The sequence below is a fragment of the Nocardia sp. NBC_01730 genome, from assembly GCF_035920445.1.
Taxonomy (GTDB): Bacteria; Actinomycetota; Actinomycetes; order Mycobacteriales; family Mycobacteriaceae; genus Nocardia.
The window spans coordinates 3018633-3042371 of the sequence record NZ_CP109162.1 but is presented as its reverse complement, the minus strand read 5'-3'; the positions used below and the strand labels follow the sequence as shown (position 1 = coordinate 3042371).

The window sequence follows — 23739 nt, the reverse complement described above, 5'->3', positions numbered from 1 at the left end:
CTGTGGATGTGGCAGTGCGGTTGGTGGTACGGGACCGGTGGTGGGCATCCCGTACCACGTCGTCGGCGCAGCGGAACTTCAGGCGGGCGCGGTGATGCGCGTCCATCCGACGGAGTGGCAGGCGTAGTAGCGGTCATCGATGGCGACGACATCGCCGACCGACAGCGACCGCAACCATTTGTCGGCCCACGCGTCGGCGTGGGCCTGGTCGGCGGGGTGCTCGGGGTGCTCGTTGAACGCGGCGAAGACGCGCTCGAGGATCACCGCATCGGCCGGTGCACGTCCGGCGGGGATGGTGTACTCGTAGGCGAGGACGAGCGGCGCGGCGGAGGTGTAGCCGTCGAGCATGGAGTGCGGGGCGCGGTTGAGGAACACCCGCACTGTGACGGCATGTCGGTGTCGTGTGAGTGTGCGGCGCAATGCTCGGGTGAGGCGGCGTAGGCCGGTCGGGGGTCGGTGCATCGCGTGGGCTCCTGAGGTTGGGTGGTGGACCGGTCCGTCGTGGGCGCGGGGCAGCCGCGGCGGACCGGCGATCAGGGGGTGACGCGAGATGTGGGGTCAGGCCGCCTGCGACTGACTGGGACGGGCGGGGGTGAGGCCGAGGTCGATCCGGCAGGTGAGGCAGTAGTTGTCGGCGTGGACGACGGTGTAGGTGGTGCAGCCATCGCAGCGGCCGTGGCGCTGATCGGCGCCCAACTTCGCCCGTCTCCTCCGCGCGGCGGCGCGGGGGCGCGGTGCCGCGTCAGCGGCGACCTCGGCGGCGCGCTGGAGCGGCTTGGCCGGGTTGGGGGTGAGGCCGAGATGGGTGGCGAGGAAGCGCGTGATGTGGCGGCAGATCGGATGCGGTGCCGCCCGATGCCAGACTTCGGCGATCAGGGCGTGTGCGGTCGCGGGGTAGGTGGCGGCGAGGAATTCACAGCGCGAGACCACGAAGTCCTCGACGGTGAACTTCTCGGGCAGCGGCGCGATCCCCGGCCGTCCGTCGGCGCGGCAGTAGTCGCAGAGCCCGTCGTCGGAGACCAGCTGTCCGTCGCGGGCGTGGATGGGTCGCTTGTCGGTCATGGCGCGTTCGATGAAGCAGGACACACACCGCCACCCCATGACCGGGACCATCGCGGCGTCGTCGTAGTCGAGGCCGTTGCCCTGGTTGGGGATCTCGGGTCGCGCGTCGTCATGTACCCGCAGTACGGTGCGGGCCGCGGCGAACGCCTCGGCCTCGGCCTCGGTGATCCGGCTGCGCCGCCGCGACGCACCTGCGGGTCGGCGTCGGCGGGCGTGTCGAGCGCGCGGCACGGTGTCGTCGTGGGTGGCGAGGTAGTCGCGGGCGCGTTCGGCCAGCGTCTGCGCGCCGTCGTCGGCGTGCTCGGCGTCGGGGTTGCGCTGGGCGTCCCAGGCGGCGCGGTGCTCGTCGTCGTACTGGTCGGCGACGTAGTTGAGGTAGGCGCGGGCCCACAGCTCGGTGGCTTCAGCGTGATCCCGGGTGAGGCGGGAACGCGGCAGCCGCTCTTCCGGGTCGACCGGGGTGGCGTCGCCACGCAGCGGTGGTTCAGGCTGCGCGTGCGGATCGGGGATGGCCGTACTGTCGGTGAACAGGGCACTGGTCACATAGCCGGTGACGAGGGCGTCAGTGGCCAGTGCGTAGGCGAGCACGTGGCTGCGGTGATCCCCGGGTATGGACGTCGGGCGTGCCTTGGCGCGCGCGGCGATCTGGTCGGGGGTGTTGCGCGCGGCGTCGGTGGCCCGCGAGGGGGCACGCTTGGTGACGAGTGGCCGGTAGCGGTCGCGCACCGGCATCGGCGGGAGTTCGGCGGCGGCGAGAGAGACCTCGAAGATCCCCGGCAACTCGCGGTGGTGCAGCCCGGGATCGGTGTCGGGGGCGCAGGCGTTGATCAGCTCCCGACGTTCGGAGTCGGCTGTCTTCCACATCGCGTCCAACCGCTTGTGCGCGGTCTCGAACGGGTAGCGCGTGAAGGTGTCGGCGAGCTCGTCGAGGAAGGCACGCTCGTCCGGTGTGGCGAGGGCCAGCACGTCGGGGAACAGCGTGCGTGCGGCGCGTGGGTTGTTGAGGTGCAGGCAATGCAGGTGGAACAGAGCATCGTGGAAAGCACTGGGCATGACGAATGTCCTGTCTCGCGAGGAAAGAAGAAACCCACCCCGGCAATCGCGTGCGCTTTTCGCAACACGAGGGGTGGGCGGCTGGTCGGGTGACCCGCCTGAAGGGCGATCGACCAGGGTGGTGACCGACGCGCCGGAGGGAACGCGCCAACGTCGGGTGGGCGCGAATTTCCCGCGCACATCACCCGACCGGCACCATCGCGGTGGTCGTCGCGCCAGGGGGAAATTCGTGCACGCACGGGCGCGGGCCCGCAGAGCGCGGCGGGCGCCACCCTGGTAGCCCTTCAGTCAGGCGGGGCGCCCGACCAGACGAACACCCCGGACACCCCACCTGCCTCCTTCTGTTGTTCTTCCTGCGCGAGATGGGCCTCAGGCCGCCAGCAGCGGGCGGTCCGCGAAGTAGGCGTCGGCCTCGGCTTCGGCGCGGCGGCGACGTGCGGCGCTGCGTTCGTCGCGGGCACGATGCCGAAGCACTACGGGTGCGACGGGGCGGGGTGCATGGCGGGCGCGGCGACGCGCGAGGGCGTCCGGCATGGTGCGGATGGCGTCGGTGGCTGCGGTCGGGATCGCATGCAGGCGCGGCTCATCGGCCAGTTCGCGGGCCGGGGACCGCACCCACGGGCCGAGTTCGACTTCTGCCGGGATCTCGGCGGCGTCGGCCAGCGTGTAGAGGCTCGTGCGGGGATCGGTGCGGTCGCCGTCGTCGACCTCGGGTGCACCGAGGCGGCAGCTGGCGATCGGGACGACCCGCGCCAACGCCGATTTCGGGGCAAAGGAATGGTGGATGAGTCCGAGAGACGCCCAATCGGCGGGGGTGATGGCGTGCAACGCTTCCCGGAAGATGGCGCGGGCTCGATGGGGATTGGTATCGGCCAACTCTTCGAGCGCGGCGAGTTCGATCACGAACGGGGTCAACGCTACCGTGGTGCGAGATGAAGTCACATCGGCTCCTGATCATGTGAGGCTGCAGTGGACGAGGCTGGGGTCGAGCTGGCGGCACAGCGGTGCCCGGCGGCGACAATCCGCGCCGGGCACCGCCGTTCACGAAGACGCGCAGTGTCAGAACGGTGGTTCCGTGCTGCCGGATCCACCGCCGAAGGAGCCCGCGCCGTTCACCGCCCACGGGTCGTCCGGCCGGACTTGCGTGCCGCGGGTGCCCGCTGCCGCACCGACAAGCTCCGAGGACCGGTCATCGGAATTCGGGCGACCGGCAGTGCGCCCGAAACCGTTGTCGTCGTTGGTGCCGCGTTTGACACGGTTGGGCTTGGCGGTGGCGTAGCGCAGCGACGGTCCGAGTTCGTCGACCTCGAGCTCGGTGGCGGTGCGGTTCTGACCGTCGGGGGTCTGCCAGCGGCGCTGCTTGAGCCGACCGGTGACGATGACGCGGGCTCCGCGGGTCAGGCTCTCGGCGACGTTCTCAGCAGCGTCGCGCCAGATGTTGCAGCGCAGGAACAACGCCTCGCCGTCTTTCCACTCGCTGGTGTTGCGGTCCTGATAGCGGGGTGTGGAGGCGACGGTGAAATTCGTGACCGCCACACCATTCGGGGTGAAACGAAGTTCCGGATCAGCGGTCAGATTCCCTATCACGGTGATGACGGTGTCTCCGGCCATGTTTGTGCTCCTTCACTATTGGCAGGGATGTGGGATGTCCACCACGCAGTGCGGGTGATCGGTGGGTTGCGGTCGCGGCGTCGAGCAGCACGCGGTGAAGTGGTGACCGCGCGGGCACGGTTCTCGCCGATGAGTCGGTGCCACAGCGCGACACGTCTGTACCGACAAGCGGCCTCACCGGTCGCGGTGACCGTTGGGTGATCGAGGGGTCAGAGAGTGACGCCGAGTTCGGCGGCACTGCGACGCCCGAGCAGAGCCAGACGCCGCAGCAGGTGCGGGCGGATACCGCTGTCGATGGCGGGTGCCGATGGCTTTGGCGATGTGCTGGCCCGAATCGCTGGCGAGCGCGGTCCACACGGCCAGGGCCGCCATACCGCCATCGCCTGCGAGAAATGCCGCGGCACTGAGCAGGCCCGCGGCTGGCGCGGTCGGGTTCGGACAGCACCCGCGTCAGCGTCCCCCCCAACGTGCGCGCGGCGGCGGCGAGGGCGCTGACCGCCACCCCGTACATGCAGCCCCGCACGAGCGGATCCCGCAGCGACAGCGCGACGTGCGCCAACTGAGCCGCGCCCGGCTCATGCCCGGCGTGCGTGGATCGATGTGCCTGTGCCCCCGCCGGAGGCGGCATCGACCACGCCGCGACAGCGACGCAGCGCGAGAAACGGCTACGGCTGGTGCGCGGGCGCTGTGGTGTCGGGGTGGGTTGTAGGCGAGAGCGAAGCGGCTGTCGTGGGAGCCGAACGCCATTGCGGCGCTGCGGGTGTTGAGCAGGATCCGGATGCGCGGGCCCGCGCTGTCTCCGGATCGGTAAGTACGACAGTGTCGGGCATGCGGGCTCTGGATGACACACGCAGGGCCGGGTCGTCACTGAAGTCGGTGACGACTCGGCAGCGGTGGATGCTCAGGCGAGTTTGATCACAGCTGCGCTCAGACGGGACGGGTGGTGCGCCCGAAGGGGATGGGCGCACCACCTTGGGGTGCCACGCGACGCGCCGGGCAGGGGTTGGCGCTGGCGCGGACGTTACAACGGGTGAACGCAGGAAAAGGTGCGACCCCAGGAACCCCCGACGAGTGAGCTTAGCTCGCCTGCTGGTGCCCGTGGGGGAATTCCAACTCAGGTTCGCTCGGATCCACGCCACGAGCTCAGCGGCGCTATCGATCACCACAGCGCGGTGTGGTCTGGAGCCGCAGGGCTCATCGGATGGCGGGACCGAGGTCGATGCCGAGGTCGGCGGCGATCCCCAGGCCGCAATGCGCCAATCGACGCAAGGTGTCGGGGCGCATTCCGGTGCGCAGCGCTGTCTCCAACAGGATCGCCATGGAATGTGCCGGATCGGCGTCCAGCGCCGCCTGCAGGGCGATGCCCGCAAGTGGGCCGTCGCCGCGGATGTAGGCGCTGTAGCCGAGAAGTGTTGCGGCATCGGCACGGTCGCTGCCCGACAATGCCCGCACCAGCGCGGCCCACAGGTTTTCCGCGGCCGCGGCGTCGTCGCCGACGGCGAGGGCGAACAGTGAGTCGCGTACGGTCCGGTCGCGCAATGCGGCAGCCAGTTCGGCGCATTCCGGGGCGGTGAGCGCCGCGCCGGAGTCGGTGTCGGCGATCTGCCACAGCACGCGTTCGAGTGTGCGTCGGTGATATCCGTCGGGCTCGCCGCGCTGGACCGCCGCCAGGTAGTGTTCGTGCGCGAGAGCGTGGGCGCTGTCGAGATGGGCCGTCACCTGCTCGACTAGGTCGTCGTCGGGGGCGACCAGATCGGTGAGTTCAGACCGGGCGCCGCGGATCGGGCGCCCGTCGAGCACATGTGCCACCGTCACCAGCGACGTTGCCGGATCCGGCAACGTGCCACGGTGATTCGCGTCCAGCAGGCTCCACCACCGCTGGCCCGCCTCGATTGCGCGTACGGCCCACGCGCCGGCGAGGAACACTTCCTCGTGTGCGAGTTGCCGCGCGAACGCGGTGATGAGCGCGGCCCACGGCCCGGTGCTCACCGCGCGGTGTCCGCGGGTGCGGCGTGATTCGCGCACCCGATCATTGACGATCACCGCGAGCACCTGCCTCGCGCTCTCCGTGGCACAGATCTGTGTCACACACTGCGCGTACGTGGCGGCCAGGCTATGGCGACTGCTCTGGTCCAGATCGAAGCGCAGCACCGCGTCGATGATCCGACCGCGGCCCGGATTCGGGGAATTCCGCAGCACGGCCACCACCAGCGACCGCTCGGGCACGAATCCGACCATCGCGGGTACCGCGATAATCAATTCGCCGGGATCATCGACATGCAGCGCTCCCACCGCCAGGTCCTCGGGTGCTTGATCAGGAGCTGAGGTGGTCTCGGTGCTGGCTGGGGTTGGGGTGTTGTCGGTGTTGTCGGACATAGTTTTCGTTTCCTTTCCGGATGTGGGTGCTGTGCGCGGGCGGCCGGAGCGTTATCGGTGCCGAATCCGGCCTGCCCCCACTTGAGGGGTGCGACAGGTTGGTGTCGATGCCGTGGCTGGGCGCGTAGTGGCGTGGCGGCAGGGCGGATCAGGGGTGCGTGCACGCCCAGGAGTGTGTTTCGGTCCACCGGTGGTGAGGATCGGCGGGCGGTCCTCACCTATCCAGGCGATGCGGACTTCGGTGTCGACGGCGACCCGTCCCGACCCGTCCCGACCCGACCCAGGACGGTGTCCGGTGCGGACGCGAAGCAGAGTCGTGGGCGAGAGCGTCAAACCATGGCGCGCCGACACTGAGGCGATCACGGTCGCCGCGCATGGTGATCGGACGGCAAGGAAGTCGGCGTGCGGTTCCGCAGCCCGCGCCGTCCACACCCGCCAGGACACAGACGAATTCGGGTGTGGCGGGGTTCGGAGGGGTCACGAGGACTGCTGGCGGGCGATGGAGATCTCGGTGCACCAGGCGGCGGCGCGACGCCGTACTCGCATGGGCAGTATCCGGGTGAGCCGCCGCGCGACCGGTCGTGGACGCGCGGGTTTCCTGACGAGGTGTGCGGTGATCGGGTCCTCGTCGAGGTCGACGCGGTAGGTGTGGCCGTCGGGTTCGGTGACGCCGAAGACAGTGGTCTTCGAGTCGGGCGCGCGAAAGAGATCGAACGCCGCGAAGGCGGCCGAGACGGGATCATCAGCGCTCATGTCGATCTCCCAGCGGACGTAGTACTCAGGCACGGTAGGGCTCCTGATCCGATGGCGGGGTTACAGGCGCAGCCGTCGGGGGCGTGCGCGGCTGTAGCGGAATCCGTTGCTGACGGTGCGGTGCGCTTCCTCGGCGGTGAAGTCCTCGACGCCGATGTGGGCTGCGGCGGCGGCGGTGAGGACGGTGCGGGCGTCGTGTTCGCTGACTTCGTCGGCGGCCACGAGCCGCCCGAGGACCAACGCCGAGCGGAACAAGGTGTGGTTGCGCAGGTGCACCCGCGCACGAGCGACCCGCTCGGCTTCCCCGGCCAGGATCGCCGCCAGATACGAATCCGGCGCCACCGCCACCGAACTCGTCCAGCCGCCTCTCGGTGCCGGAGCCAGCGGAGGCGGGATGATCCGTTGGATCAGCATGGCGGGAAGATCGGCGACCGGCCGGTTCTCGGCAACGGTGTAACCCCCGCGGGGTGTCCGGGATCCGGGGGCGACGATGTAGCCGCCGTGCCCGCGGGAATCGATACCGTCGCCGATACGTGCGACCGTGCACCGCAACGGCGGCTCGTTCGGGGCGCGGTAGTACAGGTGCCAGCCAGAGGGGGTGGCGATGGTCAGTGTCGGTGGCGCGGGCCGTAGTAAGCACTCGGCGAGCCGAGCCAGGGCGTTGGTCAGATCGGCAGCGGGCGGGGTCATGTGGCGCGCATCGAGATCGATGATGTGCAGCCCAGCAGGACTGCCAGTCAAGACCGCCACGTTGTAGCGCGGATTGTAGCCCCACCAGCGGTGGATGCGGTCTTCGTCGGTGCTGGCCAGGTCGGGCCAGCGTTTGATCGCTGGCTTCTTCCCACTCGGGCGCAGCGGGAACACCGGCCAGCCGCGGGCGGCGGCAGCCAGGGCCGCCGCCCGCAGGTCGGAAAGATCGGTCACGGAAGGAAACCTCCTGCTCGACCGGAGACGGGTCGGCGGCTAGTGGCGGGGGCGCATATTGTGGGCGGTGCGCGAAATCCACACCGCAGTGGTGTGGAGGTGATCGACGAGTACGCGGACCGCGGCGAGGGTTTCGCCGGCGGTCGGGTCGTCGGGCAGGGGTGGGTAGTCCGGGCCGGTGGCACGCAGGATCGAGCGCCAGGACAGGCTCATCGGATCGAACACTGCGACGCTGTAGCGCGAGCGTGCTGCCGCGGTGGTGTCCACGAGGATGGTGATGTCGCCGGGGTATTCATCGATCACACACAGGGCGCGGGCACGATATCCCCGCTCGGTCACCCTGAGGTCGGTGATGACGGGCTGTTCGGTGGGGCGCACATGAACCTCCTGACAGGGAAAGCGGATACTGGACACACGGGCCGGCGTGGCCGGTGTGCGGCGACGCCGGGGGCGCGCACCGGCATGAGGGACTGTCGAGTTGTCAAGCGGCCTCGGCCTGCTCATCGGTTTCGACGTTGCCGGTTGGGGTGTCGATGTCGATGTCGTCGGATTTGACCTCGCCGAGGGCGGCGAGTTCGACGGGCACGAGCGGGTGGCCGAGCTCGCGCAGGAACTTCAGGTAGCGGCGCACACCGCGGTCGGCGTAGCGCCACAGTTCCTTGGTGGCGCGGTTCTCGTACGCGCCGAGCACCAGAGCGAGCACGATCACCTGGCAGCGGGCGGGTTTGGCGGTCTCGATGGCGGCGCGGACGTCGTCGCGGGTGCGGAATCCATTGATGCCGAGCAGTTCTGCCGCGGTGGAGAAGGCGTTGTATTCGCTGAGCAGCCCGCTGTCGGAGACCAGGGCGTGGGCGAGGAACGTCGCGGCCTGCGCCGGTGGGGTCTTGCGCGTCAGCAGCCCGGTGACGAACTCGGTGCGGGTGGTCTTGGCAGCCAACCCCTGTTTGTTGAGTTCGCGGACCCGCCGCCTGGCCAACCGCTCCTGCCCCCGCGCTTGTGCCGCGGCGGCCTCCGCGGCGGCGCGACGCGCGGCGGCGATCTCGTCGCCCTCGCCGTCCCCACCTTCTTCGTCCTGGTCGACGTCGGTGGTGTCGGTGTCGTCGATACCGGTATCGGTGTCCTCTTCGCGCTCACGCAGACCGGCCGCCTCCAGCAGGTCGCGGGGCAGGAAGTATTCCGCGAGGACCTGTTCGCGCTGTTCGACGTCGCGGGCGTGGCGCAGTCCCTCGGCCGGTTCGGTATCGGGGTCCTCGCGGGTGTCCCAGTCCACGGTGTCGGGGTCGACGCGGGCGCCAGTGTCGACCTCGACCCACACCATGTCCTCGCCGACCTCCAACCACACCAGCCAGAATCCGGGGTTGGCGTTGATGTGGCCGATGTCAACGGCCGCGCCGTCGGCGTCGACCAACTTGGCCGCCAACATCAGCGGCCCGTCGTCGCTGAATTGCCCGTCGTCGGGGTAGTCGGTGAAGATCCCGACCCCGGCCTCGGCGTAGGGCAACGCCGCGGCCAGGTAGGCGCGGGCTTCGGCGCGGTCCTGCGCGATCCGGTTGGCCTCGTAGGAGAACCAGCTGCGGTGGGCGCGCATGAGCCGTTCGACAGCGTCGGTGTCGCCGACGTTGTCGTATTCGGCGATGACCCCGACCTGCTCGAGGTCGTACTGGCCCTCGTCGACCAACCCGCGTGCGGTGGCGGAGGCGCCGACCTTGCCCGCTAGTTTGACGTCGTCGCGTTTGGTCTGCAATGCCTTTGCTACCCGGGTGACCGAGGCTCCGAGATCGAGCATCTGGGCGATACCTGCGGCGCGGTCTCCGTCGGTGAGCGGAATCCGTCGGTCGTTGACCGTGATCTGCTCGGTGATGCGCTCGATCTCGGCTTCGGTGGTATCGACGGCAGGGTCGAAGTCGGTGATCCACACCGGCACCTCGGTCTGCTCGAACGCGAGCGCGGTCAGGGTGCGGACCTGCCCATCACGCACGACCAGGCGCCCGTCGGGCATCCGGATCACCTTGATCGGGGACTTCACACCGTGCTCACGAATGGACTCGGTGACATCGAAATGGTCATCGAGCCGGAAGTTCTTGCGCACGTTCTCGGCGATGTCGAGCAGCGCGGGATCCATCGTCGGCCCCCGACCCGGCACCGGCGCGGGCACCGAGCTATCGGTCTCGGAGCCGACGTCACGGGCGTCGGGTGCCGCAGCGCCGTCGGGGTCCGGTGTGGGTGTGTCGGTGTCGGTGTCGTGTGACATCAGAGGGTGCTCCTATGGTGAAACAGGTAGGCACCGGGCAGCTTTGGACTGGCCGGTGCCTACCTGAGAGCGGATATGAGAGGTGTGAACTGGTAGCGGACCGCCTGTGGGGGGCGGCGGCGCGGTGAACGGGTCGCAGGGCTAGTTCTTGGTGCGGGGTGCGACGTTGATCGGGCGCAGGAATCGCGCGCCGTGGTGGTCGGGGTCGCTGTAGCCCCAGTGCTTGCCTTCCCAATCCGGGTGCTGCTCGCGCCAGTGGGTGAGGGTGTTCTCACCGAGCGCGGTGATGGTCCCAGCGGTACCGAAATGCTCGGCGCTGTCGAACTCCGCGCGGGTGAGAGTCAGAGTTTCGGGCATGCGAAAAAACCTCCTCGAGGATTGGGGCCGCCAAGGCCCCATAGGGATGGAATGAGGGAGAACAACGACTACGTCCGGACGGGCGGGGCCGGGCCGGGGCCGCCGCGCTGGTGGTTCAGACCAGGGACATCGCTTGCAGGGCGAGGTCGTCGAGGGCGTCGGCGCGGTCGGCGTCGGGCACGGTCTGGCTGTAGCTGGTGACCGCGTTGGCGATGCCGGCGGCGGTGAGCTGACCGCCCGCGATGAAATGGCGGAGGATCCCAGTGCGTTCGTCCTCGGTGAACCCGAGCCGTTTGGCCACGACCTCGATAGTGCGGTCTGGGTGAGCGACCGGAGTGGCGGCGTGACGTTCCAACTCGGTGATGCGGGCGGCCAGGAATTCCGGCGACAGCCACTCGGCGACCTTGTCGCGAGTCTCTGCGGTGATCACCGCGAGGCGTTTACGGTAGGTGTCCTGCGACCAGCTCCCGCCGACCTCGAGGCGGTCCCCGATGTGGCGTTTGGTGTAGGCGAAGATCGGTAGGGTGAGTCCGTTGCCGCAGATCTCGACCATCAGTTCTGGTTTCAAGGTGACCGCGTGGTGGCCGATTTCGGAGTTGGAGAACCGGAATCCGGCGAACACGATTGGCTCGTTGCCGGGCCGATAGCCGCGGCCTTCGCGGGCCGCGACGGGGCGCCACCGATCCAGTTCGCCTGCGGCGCGGCGGCGTTCGGCCTCGAGTTCGGGGTTGGCGAACGGGGTCCGATAGTTCGACAGGAAACTCGGTGCCAGGGCCCGCACCTTCGGTGAGTACACCTTGCAGTGCATGGAGGACTCGGTCAGATCACAGGAGCGCACCGACACGTCGCCATCGGCCTGGCGGATGCCCTCCAGCACGGCGGTGAGGACGTCGAGGTTGTCGATGATGCCGTAGCGATCCGACAGCACCGCCCGCAGAATCCCGGGCTCGTCGGGGACACCGGAGGTGAACAGGCGCAGCAGGAACGACCGGTCATCACCACCGCCGGGCAGGCGCGGGTCTTCAGAGCCGTGGAGCAGGCCGTTGACGTTGGCGTCGTAGAGATCGGTGCGCGGCTCCTCCCGCAACCACTTCAGGTAGCCGACGGGGATCTTCAGCTTCGACCCGAGGTGCGAGTCGGCGGCGGCGGTCGGCCGGTACAAGCCGTCGACGAGGGTGAAACCCCGCTCATCCAGAACCGGCTCGATCCCCGACAACCGCAGCAGGCCATCACTGGCACGCAACGCCGACGCGGGGGCGACGACATCGACCTTGGCGGCCTGCTGAGCATTCAGCAAGCCGACCAGGTCCCCCAGCTCGGCGTGACGCACACAGGTAGCGATCGACATGAGTGAAAACTCCTCTCGGATAGACAGATACGGACCTCAGAGCAGAGAGCACAGGCGTCGACCCGACCGGCAGTCAGTGCTGTTAGCGCAGCGCCTGCACCGGCGCCCACGACCCATCGACCTCAGCGCGGGTGGCGGCCAAGCGGCGAACGGCGAGTTGTTTGAGGGTTTGGCTGGCCTCCAGGGCACGTGCTGCGTCCTGGAGGCGCTGCTCGGCCCGGCCAGTGCCGATAGCGCGCGGCGTGGTCATCGGTGAGGAATTCACCAGTGATCTCGGTGACGGTGTCGCTCACCAGCTCACGGATGTCCGCGTCGGCCGTCGCCAGCGGATAACCCAGTCAATTCCCAGGTAGCCGGGTTCGCCCAGACACACCAGCGTGGCGGCCCCGCGCCCGGTCGTGCCCGGTTCGAACCGTGCGGGTGACGCGGGGGTTGTCGAGGCGCTAATCATCGACGGTCAGGCCGAGGAACCGCAGCATGACCATCGGCCGGGTCTCGGTGATCCCGTCGATGACCGGGTGGTGTTCGCTGATGTCGGCGAACACCTGCCCACGCAGGGGTGCGTGGTCGGTGGCGCACAGGGTGTAGGCGGACACCTAGTCGGTGGAGTTGGTGTAGGCGCTGACGGCGAATGCTGCGGCGGACATGACGAATCCGGGTGTCCTCTCGAAGACAGGAGATGAAGACGTGCTCAGCTGGCTGCCCGGACAGGGCAGGTAAAGGGCCGCCCGATTGGGGTGACCGGAAAAACTGCTTTGCAACAATAGGATTGACAGCCGTGGACGTGCCGCCAGTGCCACGCGAGTAGGATCGAGGGGGGAAGAATCTGCAGGCGGGCCCCGAAATTCAGGAGGCTGGCCATGTCGACGCATCGCCCCCCGCGGAAGGATCGCTCCCCGGAAGTCGTCGAACGATTGGAACGGTCCCGCGTTCGTATCCGGGAACGTCGAGCGCTGGCACGTCAGCGAGAGCGAGCGATCACCGAGGCGGTGAAGCGGTATCTCGCCGACTGGCAGGCGATAGCCGCGTGTGAAGCCAAGCGCAACAACGAGATCGAGGCACTACGTCAGCAGATAACCGACGCCGAATCACGCGCCGCGCAGGAGATCGCCGGCTACCGCGTTGACCAAGCCGAGGCTGCGGCGGTGATCCGTGACCATGGTCAAACCGATGACGATGTCGCTGAACTGCTCGAGATCAGCACTAAACAAGTCCGCCAGCTCATCGCCACCGATCGCGCACATCGCGGCACGCCCTCGCCGGGCGCATTACCGATGTCTACCGCCACATCGACCGACCAATCCGAGCATGCTCACCACGTCCCTGCCGGCCCCAGTCAGCAGGGGAAAGAACTGGTCACCGACCCCGTTGACCCCGTCGAGTCCCGCGCGTCAGCACGCCCCACGCAGACAAGCAACTACCAAACCTGAATGATGGCCTGGAAAGGGGAGATCCTAGGGCTGTTCGGCGGGAACGGCGTAGGTCAGATCGGTAGGCCACGGATAGGTTCCCGGGTGTCGGCCACAGCTTCGACGATGACTTTGGTCGGGTCACGATCCACGCCGATCTCACGTATCGCCGGGTCATGCAGGGCCCGCGGGGCACGGCCCTGAGCCAGGATTGCGCCAGCGCCGTCTGCCCGAGTTCAGTTCTCGAATGCGGATCAACCGAAATTGCTTTCGGGTCGTAGTCGGTGGAGATGGTCAGGTGGACCTGGCTGTCAAGGCCAGCTCGGTGCGGACCACCCTGTAGGCCTTAGAGGTCGCGCAGATAGGTGGTGTCACCGGCGGTGTGCTGACCGAGTGTCCCAGCGGTGGGTGGTCCAGGCGCGGCGGATGAGGGCGCGGACGGTGATGACTGCATCGGCGAGATCGAAGAAGGCGTCGATGACACGTTCGCGTCGTTCGTAGCAACGCTGCAGCTTGTCGAAGGCGTTGTGCCAGGAGTTCGTTCGCTCCACGTGCCAGCGTCCGCTCGCCTGCACCGGGGCCTTCACGCCCTTGACCGCGATGTTCCCACGCAGACCACGACCGGCGAGCAGGTCGCGAGTCTTGCCCGAGTCGTAGCCCGAGTCCAGGTAAACGGTGATCTGCTCGGGCAGCGGCCCCAGCTCGTCGAGACAGTCGAGGGTGGGTGCCAGCAAGGGTGAGTCATGCCGGTTCGCGCCGGCCAGGACTCGCCCCAGCGGGATCCCGTAGCCCTCGACCAGCAGTGAACGCTTCATACCCTGCTTGCGGCGGTCGACCGGGGACGGCCCGGCGACTTCCCCGCCGCCGGGTGCCTTGGTGATACAGCCGTCCATTGCGATGTCGTCGAGGACCAGGCCGACGATGCGGTCGTAGCTGCCCAGAGCGATCGTCTTCAGCCGGGCGAAGACCCCGGCGGCGAGCCATTCGTCGCGGCGGTTGCGGATCGTGGTCGCCGAGCGTGCCGCATCGGCGATGGCCTCGTAGGAACAGCCGAAGCGCAGCACCTGGATCAGCTTGTCGAACACGATCCGGTCGTCGATGCGGCGGCGGTGGCAGCCCAGTGGATGCCGGGGATCGTAGAGGCGACGCTCAGGCAACAGGGCGGCGAACTGGTCCCATTAGGGGTCGATGAGCCATGATGGCAGGGCGGGCACGGACCCTCGAGTGATCAAGAGACGTAAGCTCTTTCATGATCGCTGGGGCCGTGCCCGCCCGCACTCACACCCGAATACCAACACCCAATCTGCGCGACCTCTTAAAGATCTTTCGGTTACTTGGTGAGTTGCTCCGGTCGGGTTGTGCTGCGGTGTAGGACCATCGCAGGGTGTCAGAGCGGGAGCCATCATCGGGTGGGCGGGAGAGAGGCCGAAAGAACAAGCGTGCCCGGGTGCGTCGTGATTTCGACGTATTGCGGGAGCGTCGTATGCGGGCGGTGGAGATGTTCGAGGCCGGTAGGCGGCAGGTCGATGTGGTGGTGGAGCTCGAGGTGTCGGCGCAGACGGCGTCGCGCTGGCAGAAGGCATGGGTCGAAGGTGGACGTGACGCTTTGGCGAGTGTGGGCCGGGCGGGTCGTCGGCAACGGTTGAGCGATGAACACGTTTGCGAGGTCGAAGCCGCATTGATGAAGGGTCCCAAGGCGAATGGGTTTCCGACTGACATGTGGACCTTGGCGCGGGTGGCCGAGGTGATCGAGCGCATGACCGGGGTGCGGTATTCACAGACGCAGACCTGGACGATCCTGCGGGAGCGGATGGGATGGAGTCGGCAGCGCCCGGCCCGGCGGGCGGTCGAGCGCAACGACGAGGTGATCGCGGCGTGGCGCGAGACCGAGTGGCCGCGCATAAAAAAGCGCTCGGCGCCGAGGTGCGTGGATCTGCTTCCAAGACGAAATCGGATTCTCCCTGCTGCCCGCAGTGAGAGCGACCTGGGCGCCCAAAGGTGTGACACCGGTGCTGCGGCACCGCTTTTCGTGGAAACGACTGTCGATGGCCGGGGTCCTGGCCTATCGGCCCGACCGCAGTGGCACGGCGTTCGTGTTCCAGATCAAAGAAGGCGCTTACAACACCGAGTCGCTGATCGAATTCCTCACCGCACTGGGTGAGCACTTCGCCGGTGACGCGGTCACCCTGATCGGGGACGGGCTGCCCTCGCACCGCTCCAAGGCCATGAAAGCCTGGATCGCGACCCAACGCATGTGGCTGCGCGTCGAGCAACTCCCACCCTACCGTTACGAACTCAACCCCATCGAAATGGTCTGGGGCAACATCAAATCCACCGAACTGGCCAATCTGTGTCCCGACACGATCGATGAAGCCCGCGCCGCTACCGAAACCGGGCTCGAACGCGTCGGCACGAACTACGATCTGTGTTTCAACTTCCTCGACCACACCAGGCTTCTCCTCTGACAGCAACTCACTCTATTACCAAAAGATCTTTAAGCGGATGAGCCAACTCAGGTTCGATGAGAACGATCGTTTCCAAATCTGGGCCTCACCGATAGTCTGGAGAGAAGTAGAACTGGAGGAGATGTGATGCGATACGCACTGCCAAAGGAGGTAGCGCTTTCGTCGAAACGGTACATAGCCCATCGCTCGAGAAGATGCCCGGCGCGCGCTTTGCGTGATCAACTTCGGGCTTGGCAAGCATCGTTGAATGAAGCGTGAGTGATATTGCTGAATTATATGTAAAGAGTACGTTTGTAGAGTACGTCCGCAGGCCGTGATGGCTTCCGCGGTGAAAGTTCTGCAGCGTGAATATGTGTTCCGTGAACGCCCCGGTTCAAGCGGACGGAATCATATCGTTTGAAACGCGACTATTCCGGGCCGACCGATGTCTGCCAATTTATACTATCAACTGAAAAAGGTCATTTCGATGCATGCATCAACCGTGCCGTCATGGGAGCTTCTGGAAAATGGGCTTAATCCCTTGAAAGGCGCGCTCTCCAAAGATTTTGGTTTCATGTTTGATCCGAAAGCGATGCAATCGGCGCGTATTGCCCTGCCCGATCGATGGCTCCGCCTGTGGAAACAGTTACCAGAGCAATTCATCAGTAAACGTGTACGTGAAATTTGCGCTAATGAAGTCGAAACACTGGATGTCGACTCCATTTATAACGACTGCACTAACGATCCGTTAACCTTTATGAAGACTAAAAGCATCGTGTTCTGCATTGCGCAGGCTTGCATAGATTTCGACCGAGTTATTGCTCAAGAAATGCCTGAGCCGGAGCCGCTGCCTGGCCATGTTCAGAATGCCGTGAATCGCTTTGCCGATTATTGTGAATCGCCTAATTATTGTGCACTTGCCGACATGAGTCTTACCGCATCCTATCTGGTGAGCGACCACGTTGACCTGCTGAGCTGTACTTTTGATGATTTCAAACTGATATGTCCGGTTAACAATGCATCCAGCCCAGCGGAAGCCGCCGCAGGCGACATCGAATCATCACAGGTCCGAGGCCAAGCGGAGAATAGGTTTCACAACACGCCGACCATGATGGAGTATCGTGTAAGCGATCTTGTGGGCATCGTAGCCGAGACTCAACAACTCATACACAACTACCGTGCGTTAAACGTCAGGGCAACCGAATCCGCAGAGCAACTGGCAATAGTTGGCGAGATACTACATCATATTGGTAAAGCTATCGACGCATTCAAGCGACTGCGACTCGGATTTGCTATGCTGTCACGAAGATCTGTCGACCCAGTTGTATGGCACCGCGATATAGTGAAGTACACGTCCGGGTATGGGGGACATCTCGGCCTGTCGGGGCCACAAGCTCCGTGCATTCATCTAATTGATGCTTTTCTGGGGCGTGCAAACTTCGATACCGAACTAGGAAAAACCTCAAAGAAGGCATTTCTGCAGATGCAGCACAACCATCAGGTCTTCATCAAGAGCGTGGCCCACGGGCCCCAGTTGCGACAATTCGCTAATGAGTGCGCAGCAAAGCGACGCGACCATCCGGTGGTTCGTGCCTTCAATGACTTGATCGACTCGTACACCCAGGGATTTCTCGCAGTACACAAGGGTAGAGCTGTCGAGTTTGCGAAAATGGGTTTTAATGAGGCCGGGCCGCGGGAATTCACTGCCGAGACGGAGTATCATTGGCCGGCAACAGAGAATGTAGTTACGAAGCTGCATCAATTCTTCGACGACGCAACCGACGAACGCCGTCACCTTAAGATAGAGCAATCAGCGCAACAATGAGTTCTACTGAGGTGATCTCAGCAAGATAGGTGGCTGAATTCGGGGTATCCAGGGCTCCAGCGTTTGTCGGGCTTCAGGCTGCTGACTTGGCATTTTGATGGTCCTGGAGGAGATGGATTCCGCGGTGTTGGCTGAGCGCGGTGGTGCGGCAGGCCTCGGCGATGTTTTCCTCTCCGTGGAGGCGGTGCAGGCTGATCGCGGCATCATGGTCGGCCTGGGCATCGCGCAGGAAGGTGACGAGATCCTGTGCGTGGTCGCGCGCCCGTTTGATCTGCCCGTCGAAGCAGAAGACGCACGCCGTGTCATCGCTGAACTGAATTCGGCCGCCGAGCGTGTCGCCAAAGCCCATGTGTTCGGCAAAGGGATGGGCATCGCGGCACCGCAGATCGGCATCAGCAGGGCCGCGGCGATCGTCCGGACCCCCAACGTGGACACCATCACCCTGTTCAACCCGCGCATCGTGGAAACGGGCGGCGGCGAAGACGAGCAGTAGGAAGGATGCTTGAGCTTCTTCGACCTACGCGGACAAGTGCCGCGCCCGTTGACGATCCACGTCGAACACACCGACATCGACGGCAACACCCGGATTACGGTGTTCGACCGCGGAGTCGCGCGCCTGGCCGCACATGAAATCGACCACTTATTATCCGGCGCTGCAACGGATTTCGAGGATGTTTGTGCAGGTGAGACGTCGGCGGTATGCCGCTGACGTAGAGGATCAACCCCCTATCCGAGTCCACGACGTCTAGGAGGTGCCAGTGGCGGAGCCGACCATTACTGAGCTGATGCGGCAGGCCGGCATCGTGCAGGAGGGCGATCCGCGGCTTTCCCGAGTGGCTCGCCGGTTCGAACTGCCTGCGGACCAAGAGGAAGCGCTGTCGGTGATCGACGCCCTCGATGCCGCCGCGGACCGAGTGAGTGCTGTTCACGAGTTCGCGAAAGGGGTTGGTGTTGCGGCACCGCAGATCGGGATCGAGAGGGCGGCCGCGATCGTCCGGCTCCCGGGCGGCCGCTCGATGATCCTGCTCAATCCTGTGGTCGTTGAGAAGTCGGAGGAGACCGACGAGCAGTTCGAGGGCTGCCTCAGCTTCTTCGATGTGCGCGGCCGTGTTCCTCGACCGCTGATGATGCGTGTCGCTCACGATTGGCTCGACGGATCACAGCAGGTGTCGAGATTCGAGCACGGAGCCGCCAGGCTCGTGGCTCATGAGATCGATCATCTGGCTGGAAAGTTGTTCAAGGAGAAAATGCGGCCAGGTATGGTGCCGATTCCGCTGGCGGAGTATCGGGGAACCGGCTCGGTATGGCAGTACTCGAAATAGGCAGGCGTTTGGCGGTTTTCGGTCTGGCGGTGAGGTTCACTGATCGTCGCGGCTCCTGCGCAGAAGCAGTAGTTCTCCGTGCGCGGCTTCGAGCGCCGCACGGAGTTCGGCGACTTGCTGTTGATGTTGCCGGCGGACGGTGGCCAGCTGATGCGTGAGCCTGCGGACCAGAGTGCTCTCAGCGGCGTGAGCGTCTGCCGGGATGTCGACTCCGGTCCGAGCCGGGGAATTTGCTCGACGCAATGCTTCGACCCGGGGTCGCAGTGTTGGGTGGCGGTAGATGAAATCGGATGACACTCCGGCGGACGCGGCGATTCCCGCGATGGTCACCGGGCCACCAGTGTTTCGGGCCTGGGCGAGGGCCTTTTCGACTGCTTTTTCGGCTCGGTATGTGCGTTGCCGGGTCGCGTCGGCGAGGACCTCGGTGCGTCGGTCAGTCATGTCGGGTCGCCTCGTCTTTCTGGCGTTGCGGTGCGCCCGCTCCTCGGATCGCGGTGGTGACCTCGACCGAGCGGATCTGCTTGAGGCGGCCGAGGATGGCCGTGAGCGCCGTGGTTTCTGCGCGTCGGCCACGGAGCCAGACGTTATCCTCGCTCATGGGCTCGCCGAATCGTTCGCAGTGGGCCTGTTGGCGTCGGTCGATCAGTTCGAGGGTCTCGCGGTGTTGCTGCCGCAAGACCGGCGCGTGTGATGCGTCGGTCGCGAACTTTGTGCATGTCAGGCAGGCATTTCCCTTGTCGCAGTGTTGGCGAGGAGGCAGCAGGCACCAGCCGTTCGGCAGCACCCGGTCGGTGCGTTTGTCCAGCGCGATGGACTCGAACATCTCCTTGGGGTCCTGGCTGTGATCTCGACCATCGACCGCAATCTTCTTGTAGCGCAGAAACTCTCGCTCTGCCGTCTCGGCCAGTGTCTGCGCGTAGTGCATGAACATGACCGGTGACGCATGCCCCATGTAGCGCATCGCGACGTGGATCGGCACCCCAGCGTTGAGCAGATTCGTCGCCTTGGTGTGGCGGAAGGTGTGAGTGCGGCTGAGCTCGACTTCCCGCCCCATCTCGTCGCGCAGATCGACCAATTTCGCGAACTGCGTCAGCCGTGGCCGTGCGGTGCCAACGGGGTAGGGCCGCTCACCGTTGCGGTTCTGGACGTGGGCGAGAAACAGATATTTCGGGTCGACCTGAGCGCGGCCTTGCCGGGCCATGAACGCGCGTGCGTAGGCCTGCTGCTGGCGAATCAGGTCGACGACCTCCTGGTCGACCAGGATCGTGGCGTCGCCTGTGCTGATCTTCGTCTGCTGGTAGCGCAGTCGGGCGACGTGGCCGTCCGGGTCATGGAACGGGATCGCGATCAGCGGATCGAAATCGAGCATGGCTATTTCCTTGATCCGCCGACCGGTGCGGATCATCAGGCCGAGCATCCTCAGCAACTGCTCGTCGCCGAGCCCGCCCTCTTCGGCCGGGCGGGCGATGAGCTCGCTCTGCTGCGCGATCCGGCTGATCACCGAGTCGCTGAGGATCATCTCTGGCCGTGGACGTTTGGGGCCGGTGGGCTTGTCGCCGAATCGGAACAACACCGCGTGCTGTGGCCCCAACCGAGACCAGTCGTCGTTGCCGATAGTGGCTGCGCCTTCGACGAACATGAACTGGTAGAGCTGTTCGAGCGCCGTCAGCGCGGCTCGTCGGGGAGTTTCGCTGAGCGGCTGACCTTTCCGAGACCCTGACTTGCATTTCTGGTGGCGCAGCCATTGCCGGAGGTCCTGGATCCAGGAGCCCAGTTTGGCTGGATCGTCGACAAGGTGGGGGCCATCGCAGCCGACGTCGTCGACATACTGCTGCAACCATTGCAGGTTGTATCGACGGTCGTGAACCGTGGTCCAGGTATAGACATCCCGCTCCAGCTGCCGCGACAGCCAGAACTTGGCTCCCTGCCGCAGCCACGGGGTCGTCAACTGCTGGAAGTAGGTGATGTTGGTGCGCTTGGGTTCGTGTTCGCGCAACGGAATTCGTGGATCGAACATCGGATTCCAGACGTCCAGTTCCCACCATGGGCCCTTGTGATAGACATGGGCGAGCGTGTCGAAGGTGCGTCCCAGCACCCAGCCCAGCCGCGCCAAATAGCTCGGCTGCAGTGGCCGCCCGTCGGTTATGCGCATCTTCACGAACGCCCTCGACCACTCGTCCTTCGACCGGTCGAACAAGCTGACCGCGTCAGGGTATTCGCGCTCGACTGCCTCGCCCAGGTAGGCGCAGAGCCTGGTGGTCGGCACCGCGTGGACATGAAGACCGAGCTGAACCTGCCGCTCGGCGGCCCAGAGGAACTCCGTGCGCATCGGTTCGGGCAGCACTCGGAAATCCAGGACGACGCTGTGCCCTTTCGCCCGATAGGTCGGCAGGTTCTCGGCGATGGCGGCAATCCAGTGCGCGGGCATGTCGTCCCGGTCGAAGTAGGCGCCTCGCACCTGCTCCGGAAGTTCCGCGGCCAGTTGCCGATTCACCCGCTCGTCGTAGCTGCCACCGATGAACAGCCGCGGATCTGCTTTCTCCGAGTGACGATCGGTGGCCGGTGTCCGCAACGTCACGCTCACGCGGCGGCTCCCCACCGCTGGATCAGCATCTTCCAATCTGCGGCGGCCCGCATCTCGGCGTCATCGGTGACGTGAGCATACGTCCTCATCAACGTGTTGATGTCTTGATGCCCGAGCCGACGCTGAACAACGTGCGGCGGAATCCCGGCCAACAAGAGCGCGGTGGCGTGAAAATGCCGGAACCAGTGGGGTGTCCATTCCGCCGGCAGCAGCGGATGACGGCGTTTGAAACCCTCGATCCAGTCGTAGACAGTCTCGGCCCGCAACGGCCGGCCGATCTGACCCCGATAGAAGTTGATGAAGATCGGATCGTCATCGTCGAACTGGAAACCATGCTCCGCCAGCAGAAACAGATACTCGCCGTAGAGATCGTCCAACTCGTCACCGACATAGATGCGACGGAAGTGCTGATTCTTCACCCGCAGACGACGCCGGAGATCTTCACGTGGCTCCACCTCGATGAACGCGGTAGTACCTGTGCCGGGCTGCCAGTCTCGATGCCGCATCAACAGTGCCTCGGCGATCCGAACGCCGGTTTCCTCCAATAGGCTCCAGAGCAACCGGAAGCGCAAGTCCCCCAACCAGTTTCCGTCCTCGAATCGCGCAGCATCGTCCTTGATGACAGCGATCTGCTGCGGCGACAGCAGTGGTGCCGGAGTGCTCGGTCCTCGGCGGCGGCCGATCACCCGTCGATCCTGGCCGCCGCCGATGTGGCCGAGGAACGACGCGTACTGGCTGCGCGATTGCATCGTTCCGCCGGTGACATGCACGTAGAACTGCCGCGCAGCGGGAACGCCGCCCACGATCGCGTGATAGCGATAGAAGCCGAGCACTGCGGTTACCGCCGAACCAACCGTGCTCGTCGCCGCCGGTTTCGATGGCCGCAGCGCTAGCACTGTCGGATCGGATCCCCGGTCACGCAACCGCCGCGCGAACCGGGCCAGATCGTCGACACCGACGTGCCGCCAATCCTGTCCCCGCTGCTCCAACAACGTCCACCACGACGCCAGCCCCCCGGCGTAACTCCGGACCGTGTGGGGCGAGTACTGCTCCTGACGCAGGTATTCAAGGTAATCCTCGATCGGCGCGATCACTTTCCACTCCCGATCGAGGACGACATGGGTTACCTCGTCACCAGCCACAACTCGTTGACGGACGGCCATGCCGGGACCATACCGGCGAACCCTCAGCGATCATCGGACGTCAACGTCGTCAACGGCGTGGCGGACATTCCCCGGATAAGAGCCGACCCGATCCTCATTTCCCCAGGAACCCGTCGAACGTCAGCGTCGTCGGCGGTGCGCCAGCTGTACCCCGGATACCACCTGCACGGACTGATCTATCTCGACCACATGAAGCCTGGTGTGGAGCCCATCTCGGTCGAGCAATACAGAGGAACTGGCACGAACTGGGCGTATTGACCAGCGGACATCGCACGTGCGTAGAACTCCGCATTGAATTTCGAACCGCCTCAGCCGCGGCGCCAAGGCACGCTCCAGCAGTTCAACCGCGATGGCTGATTCGGTCAGGCGGGACGTGAAGCAATCGCCCGCCGGACAGGTCCAGGGCCCGGGTGATGACCTCGGTCATCGGCTCGATGGTGCCGAACGCAACTGATCACACCCCAAGCGCCAGTGCCTGCGCGTATTCCGTGCCGGTGTCGCGATCGAAGGCGGCCAGCTCCCGGCGCAGCCATTTGCCGCCGCCGCTCCAGCGGCCGTGCCCGGTGAGCAGCAGATCGGCGGTGGTCTGCCACAGAGTGGCCGCAATCAGCAGACGTCCGTTTTGGTCCTCGGAGCCTGTGAGGTCATCGAGCAGATCGGTGATCTGGTAGCGAGCGGCTCGTAGTTCCGTGTCGGTCAACGGCTCCGGTCCAGCGGCGAGCTGCCTCGCGCACCGGTCCCGCAGGCGTTCGCCGCTACCGCCGGCGTCGAGAGGATGTGAGCCTGTCCGATCAGCCGCAAGGCGATCGGCCGCCGGGCATCGCGCTCTTCGGCGCAGAAGTGCTCCATCGACGTCTCGGTCTGCACGAACAGATCTACCGGCCGCCGCTCATGGTGCAGCGATTCGCGATACGGTGCCGGCGGACCCGCGAGCAGCACGGTGATATCCAGATCGGAAGTTGCCGTGGCGATCCCGAACGCGGTGCTGCCGCCCAGCCAGGCCGCGCGCATCCGGGAACAGTTGCCGAATCAGCTGCCGAGCGATGTCGAGCCCGTCGGTGGTCATCCCACTATCTGACATCGGGCCGGTTCCGTCGGGCAACGGATATTCTCCGGGTTGATGCCATACGTGATTGGCGCGCGGCCGAGCGATCAAGGCGTCCGTTGTGTGCGCGCCATCGACCCTGCGGTGCGCGACCCTCGCGCGCGAACGCGAGCACCGCGACGGGGATCGGTGTGTGTCGCCGATAGCCCGCG

At 65.6% G+C, this 23739-nt stretch carries 23 protein-coding genes and 2 pseudogenes; 6 read left to right on the top strand and 19 right to left on the bottom strand.

Annotation, left to right across the window (positions count from 1 at the left end; translation table 11 throughout):
- Positions 1-78: 78 nt before the first annotated feature.
- The 13 genes from OHB12_RS11660 to OHB12_RS11600 form a co-directional block, all read right to left on the bottom strand.
- Complete coding sequence (locus OHB12_RS11660) at positions 79-462, bottom strand: hypothetical protein (RefSeq protein ID WP_327118872.1); 384 nt, start codon at positions 460-462, stop codon at positions 79-81.
- A 96-nt stretch (positions 463-558) separates the two neighbouring features.
- Positions 559-2115, bottom strand: coding sequence for a hypothetical protein (locus OHB12_RS11655; RefSeq protein WP_327118870.1), 1557 nt, complete (start codon positions 2113-2115; stop codon positions 559-561).
- A gap of 369 nt (positions 2116-2484) precedes the next feature.
- Positions 2485-3057, bottom strand: coding sequence for a hypothetical protein (locus OHB12_RS11650; RefSeq protein WP_327118868.1), 573 nt, complete (start codon positions 3055-3057; stop codon positions 2485-2487).
- A 117-nt stretch (positions 3058-3174) separates the two neighbouring features.
- Positions 3175-3726: a single-stranded DNA-binding protein gene (locus tag OHB12_RS11645; protein WP_327118866.1), complete on the bottom strand. Its 552-nt coding sequence runs from the start codon at positions 3724-3726 to the stop codon at positions 3175-3177.
- Between the two features lie 1194 nt (positions 3727-4920).
- Positions 4921-6102 (bottom strand): DUF4192 domain-containing protein, encoded by a 1182-nt coding sequence (locus OHB12_RS11640; protein WP_327118864.1) that lies wholly within the window; start codon positions 6100-6102, stop codon positions 4921-4923.
- Between the two features lie 477 nt (positions 6103-6579).
- Entirely contained in the window at positions 6580-6888 is a 309-nt protein-coding gene (locus tag OHB12_RS11635; protein ID WP_327118862.1) for a hypothetical protein, read from the bottom strand.
- A gap of 27 nt (positions 6889-6915) precedes the next feature.
- Entirely contained in the window at positions 6916-7779 is an 864-nt protein-coding gene (locus OHB12_RS11630; protein WP_327118860.1) for a bifunctional DNA primase/polymerase, read from the bottom strand.
- Between the two features lie 39 nt (positions 7780-7818).
- Positions 7819-8157 carry a hypothetical protein gene (locus OHB12_RS11625; RefSeq protein WP_327118858.1) on the bottom strand — a complete coding sequence of 113 codons (339 nt, stop codon included), beginning with the start codon at positions 8155-8157 and terminating at the stop codon, positions 7819-7821.
- Positions 8158-8260: 103 nt separating this feature from the next.
- Positions 8261-10030: a ParB/RepB/Spo0J family partition protein gene (locus OHB12_RS11620; protein WP_327118856.1), complete on the bottom strand. Its 1770-nt coding sequence runs from the start codon at positions 10028-10030 to the stop codon at positions 8261-8263.
- Between the two features lie 141 nt (positions 10031-10171).
- Positions 10172-10387, bottom strand: coding sequence for a hypothetical protein (locus OHB12_RS11615; RefSeq protein WP_327118854.1), 216 nt, complete (start codon positions 10385-10387; stop codon positions 10172-10174).
- A 115-nt stretch (positions 10388-10502) separates the two neighbouring features.
- Positions 10503-11735, bottom strand: coding sequence for a hypothetical protein (locus OHB12_RS11610; RefSeq protein WP_327118852.1), 1233 nt, complete (start codon positions 11733-11735; stop codon positions 10503-10505).
- A gap of 82 nt (positions 11736-11817) precedes the next feature.
- On the bottom strand, positions 11818-11985 hold the full coding sequence (locus OHB12_RS11605; RefSeq protein ID WP_327118851.1) for a hypothetical protein: 168 nt from the start codon (positions 11983-11985) through the stop codon (positions 11818-11820).
- A 193-nt stretch (positions 11986-12178) separates the two neighbouring features.
- Positions 12179-12331, bottom strand: a complete 153-nt coding sequence (locus OHB12_RS11600; protein ID WP_327118850.1) for a hypothetical protein — start codon at positions 12329-12331, stop codon at positions 12179-12181.
- Positions 12332-12595: 264 nt separating this feature from the next.
- On the opposite strand from OHB12_RS11600, the gene OHB12_RS11595 reads away from it, so the two are divergent.
- A complete protein-coding gene (locus tag OHB12_RS11595) occupies positions 12596-13165 on the top strand; it encodes a hypothetical protein (protein WP_327118849.1) in 570 nt (189 codons plus the stop codon).
- A gap of 350 nt (positions 13166-13515) precedes the next feature.
- Here the strand turns inward: OHB12_RS11595 and OHB12_RS11590 are convergent, their stop codons facing one another.
- Positions 13516-14304, bottom strand: coding sequence for an IS5 family transposase (locus OHB12_RS11590; protein ID WP_327121030.1), 789 nt, complete (start codon positions 14302-14304; stop codon positions 13516-13518).
- Between the two features lie 323 nt (positions 14305-14627).
- Between OHB12_RS11590 and OHB12_RS36245 the strand changes: the two are divergent.
- From OHB12_RS36245 to OHB12_RS11570, 5 genes and pseudogenes are all read left to right on the top strand, one after another.
- Positions 14628-15020: pseudogene (locus OHB12_RS36245) on the top strand (winged helix-turn-helix domain-containing protein); the annotation flags it as partial.
- A 55-nt stretch (positions 15021-15075) separates the two neighbouring features.
- Entirely contained in the window at positions 15076-15609 is a 534-nt protein-coding gene (locus tag OHB12_RS11585) for a transposase (RefSeq protein WP_327121028.1), read from the top strand.
- A gap of 424 nt (positions 15610-16033) precedes the next feature.
- On the top strand, positions 16034-17413 hold the full coding sequence (locus tag OHB12_RS11580) for a hypothetical protein (RefSeq protein ID WP_327118847.1): 1380 nt from the start codon (positions 16034-16036) through the stop codon (positions 17411-17413).
- 205 nt (positions 17414-17618) lie between these two features.
- Positions 17619-18122: pseudogene (locus OHB12_RS11575) on the top strand (peptide deformylase).
- A gap of 49 nt (positions 18123-18171) precedes the next feature.
- Positions 18172-18735: a peptide deformylase gene (locus tag OHB12_RS11570; protein WP_327118845.1), complete on the top strand. Its 564-nt coding sequence runs from the start codon at positions 18172-18174 to the stop codon at positions 18733-18735.
- A 36-nt stretch (positions 18736-18771) separates the two neighbouring features.
- Here OHB12_RS11570 and OHB12_RS11565 read toward each other — a convergent pair whose 3' ends face one another.
- The 5 genes from OHB12_RS11565 to OHB12_RS11545 form a co-directional block, all read right to left on the bottom strand.
- The gene (locus OHB12_RS11565) at positions 18772-19176 is read right to left on the bottom strand and encodes a hypothetical protein (RefSeq protein ID WP_327118843.1); all 405 of its coding nucleotides are present in this window, start codon (positions 19174-19176) and stop codon (positions 18772-18774) included.
- Entirely contained in the window at positions 19169-21319 is a 2151-nt protein-coding gene (locus tag OHB12_RS11560) for a tyrosine-type recombinase/integrase (RefSeq protein ID WP_327118841.1), read from the bottom strand. Before OHB12_RS11560 ends, OHB12_RS11565 begins: the two co-directional genes overlap by 8 nt.
- On the bottom strand, positions 21316-22482 hold the full coding sequence (locus OHB12_RS11555) for a tyrosine-type recombinase/integrase (RefSeq protein ID WP_327118839.1): 1167 nt from the start codon (positions 22480-22482) through the stop codon (positions 21316-21318). The genes OHB12_RS11560 and OHB12_RS11555 overlap by 4 nt, the downstream gene beginning before the upstream one ends.
- Before the next feature lie 454 nt (positions 22483-22936).
- A complete protein-coding gene (locus OHB12_RS11550; RefSeq protein ID WP_327118837.1) occupies positions 22937-23182 on the bottom strand; it encodes a hypothetical protein in 246 nt (81 codons plus the stop codon).
- Positions 23179-23493, bottom strand: coding sequence for a nucleotidyltransferase domain-containing protein (locus tag OHB12_RS11545; protein WP_327118835.1), 315 nt, complete (start codon positions 23491-23493; stop codon positions 23179-23181). The genes OHB12_RS11550 and OHB12_RS11545 overlap by 4 nt, the downstream gene beginning before the upstream one ends.
- Between the last annotated feature and the right edge of the window lie 246 nt (positions 23494-23739).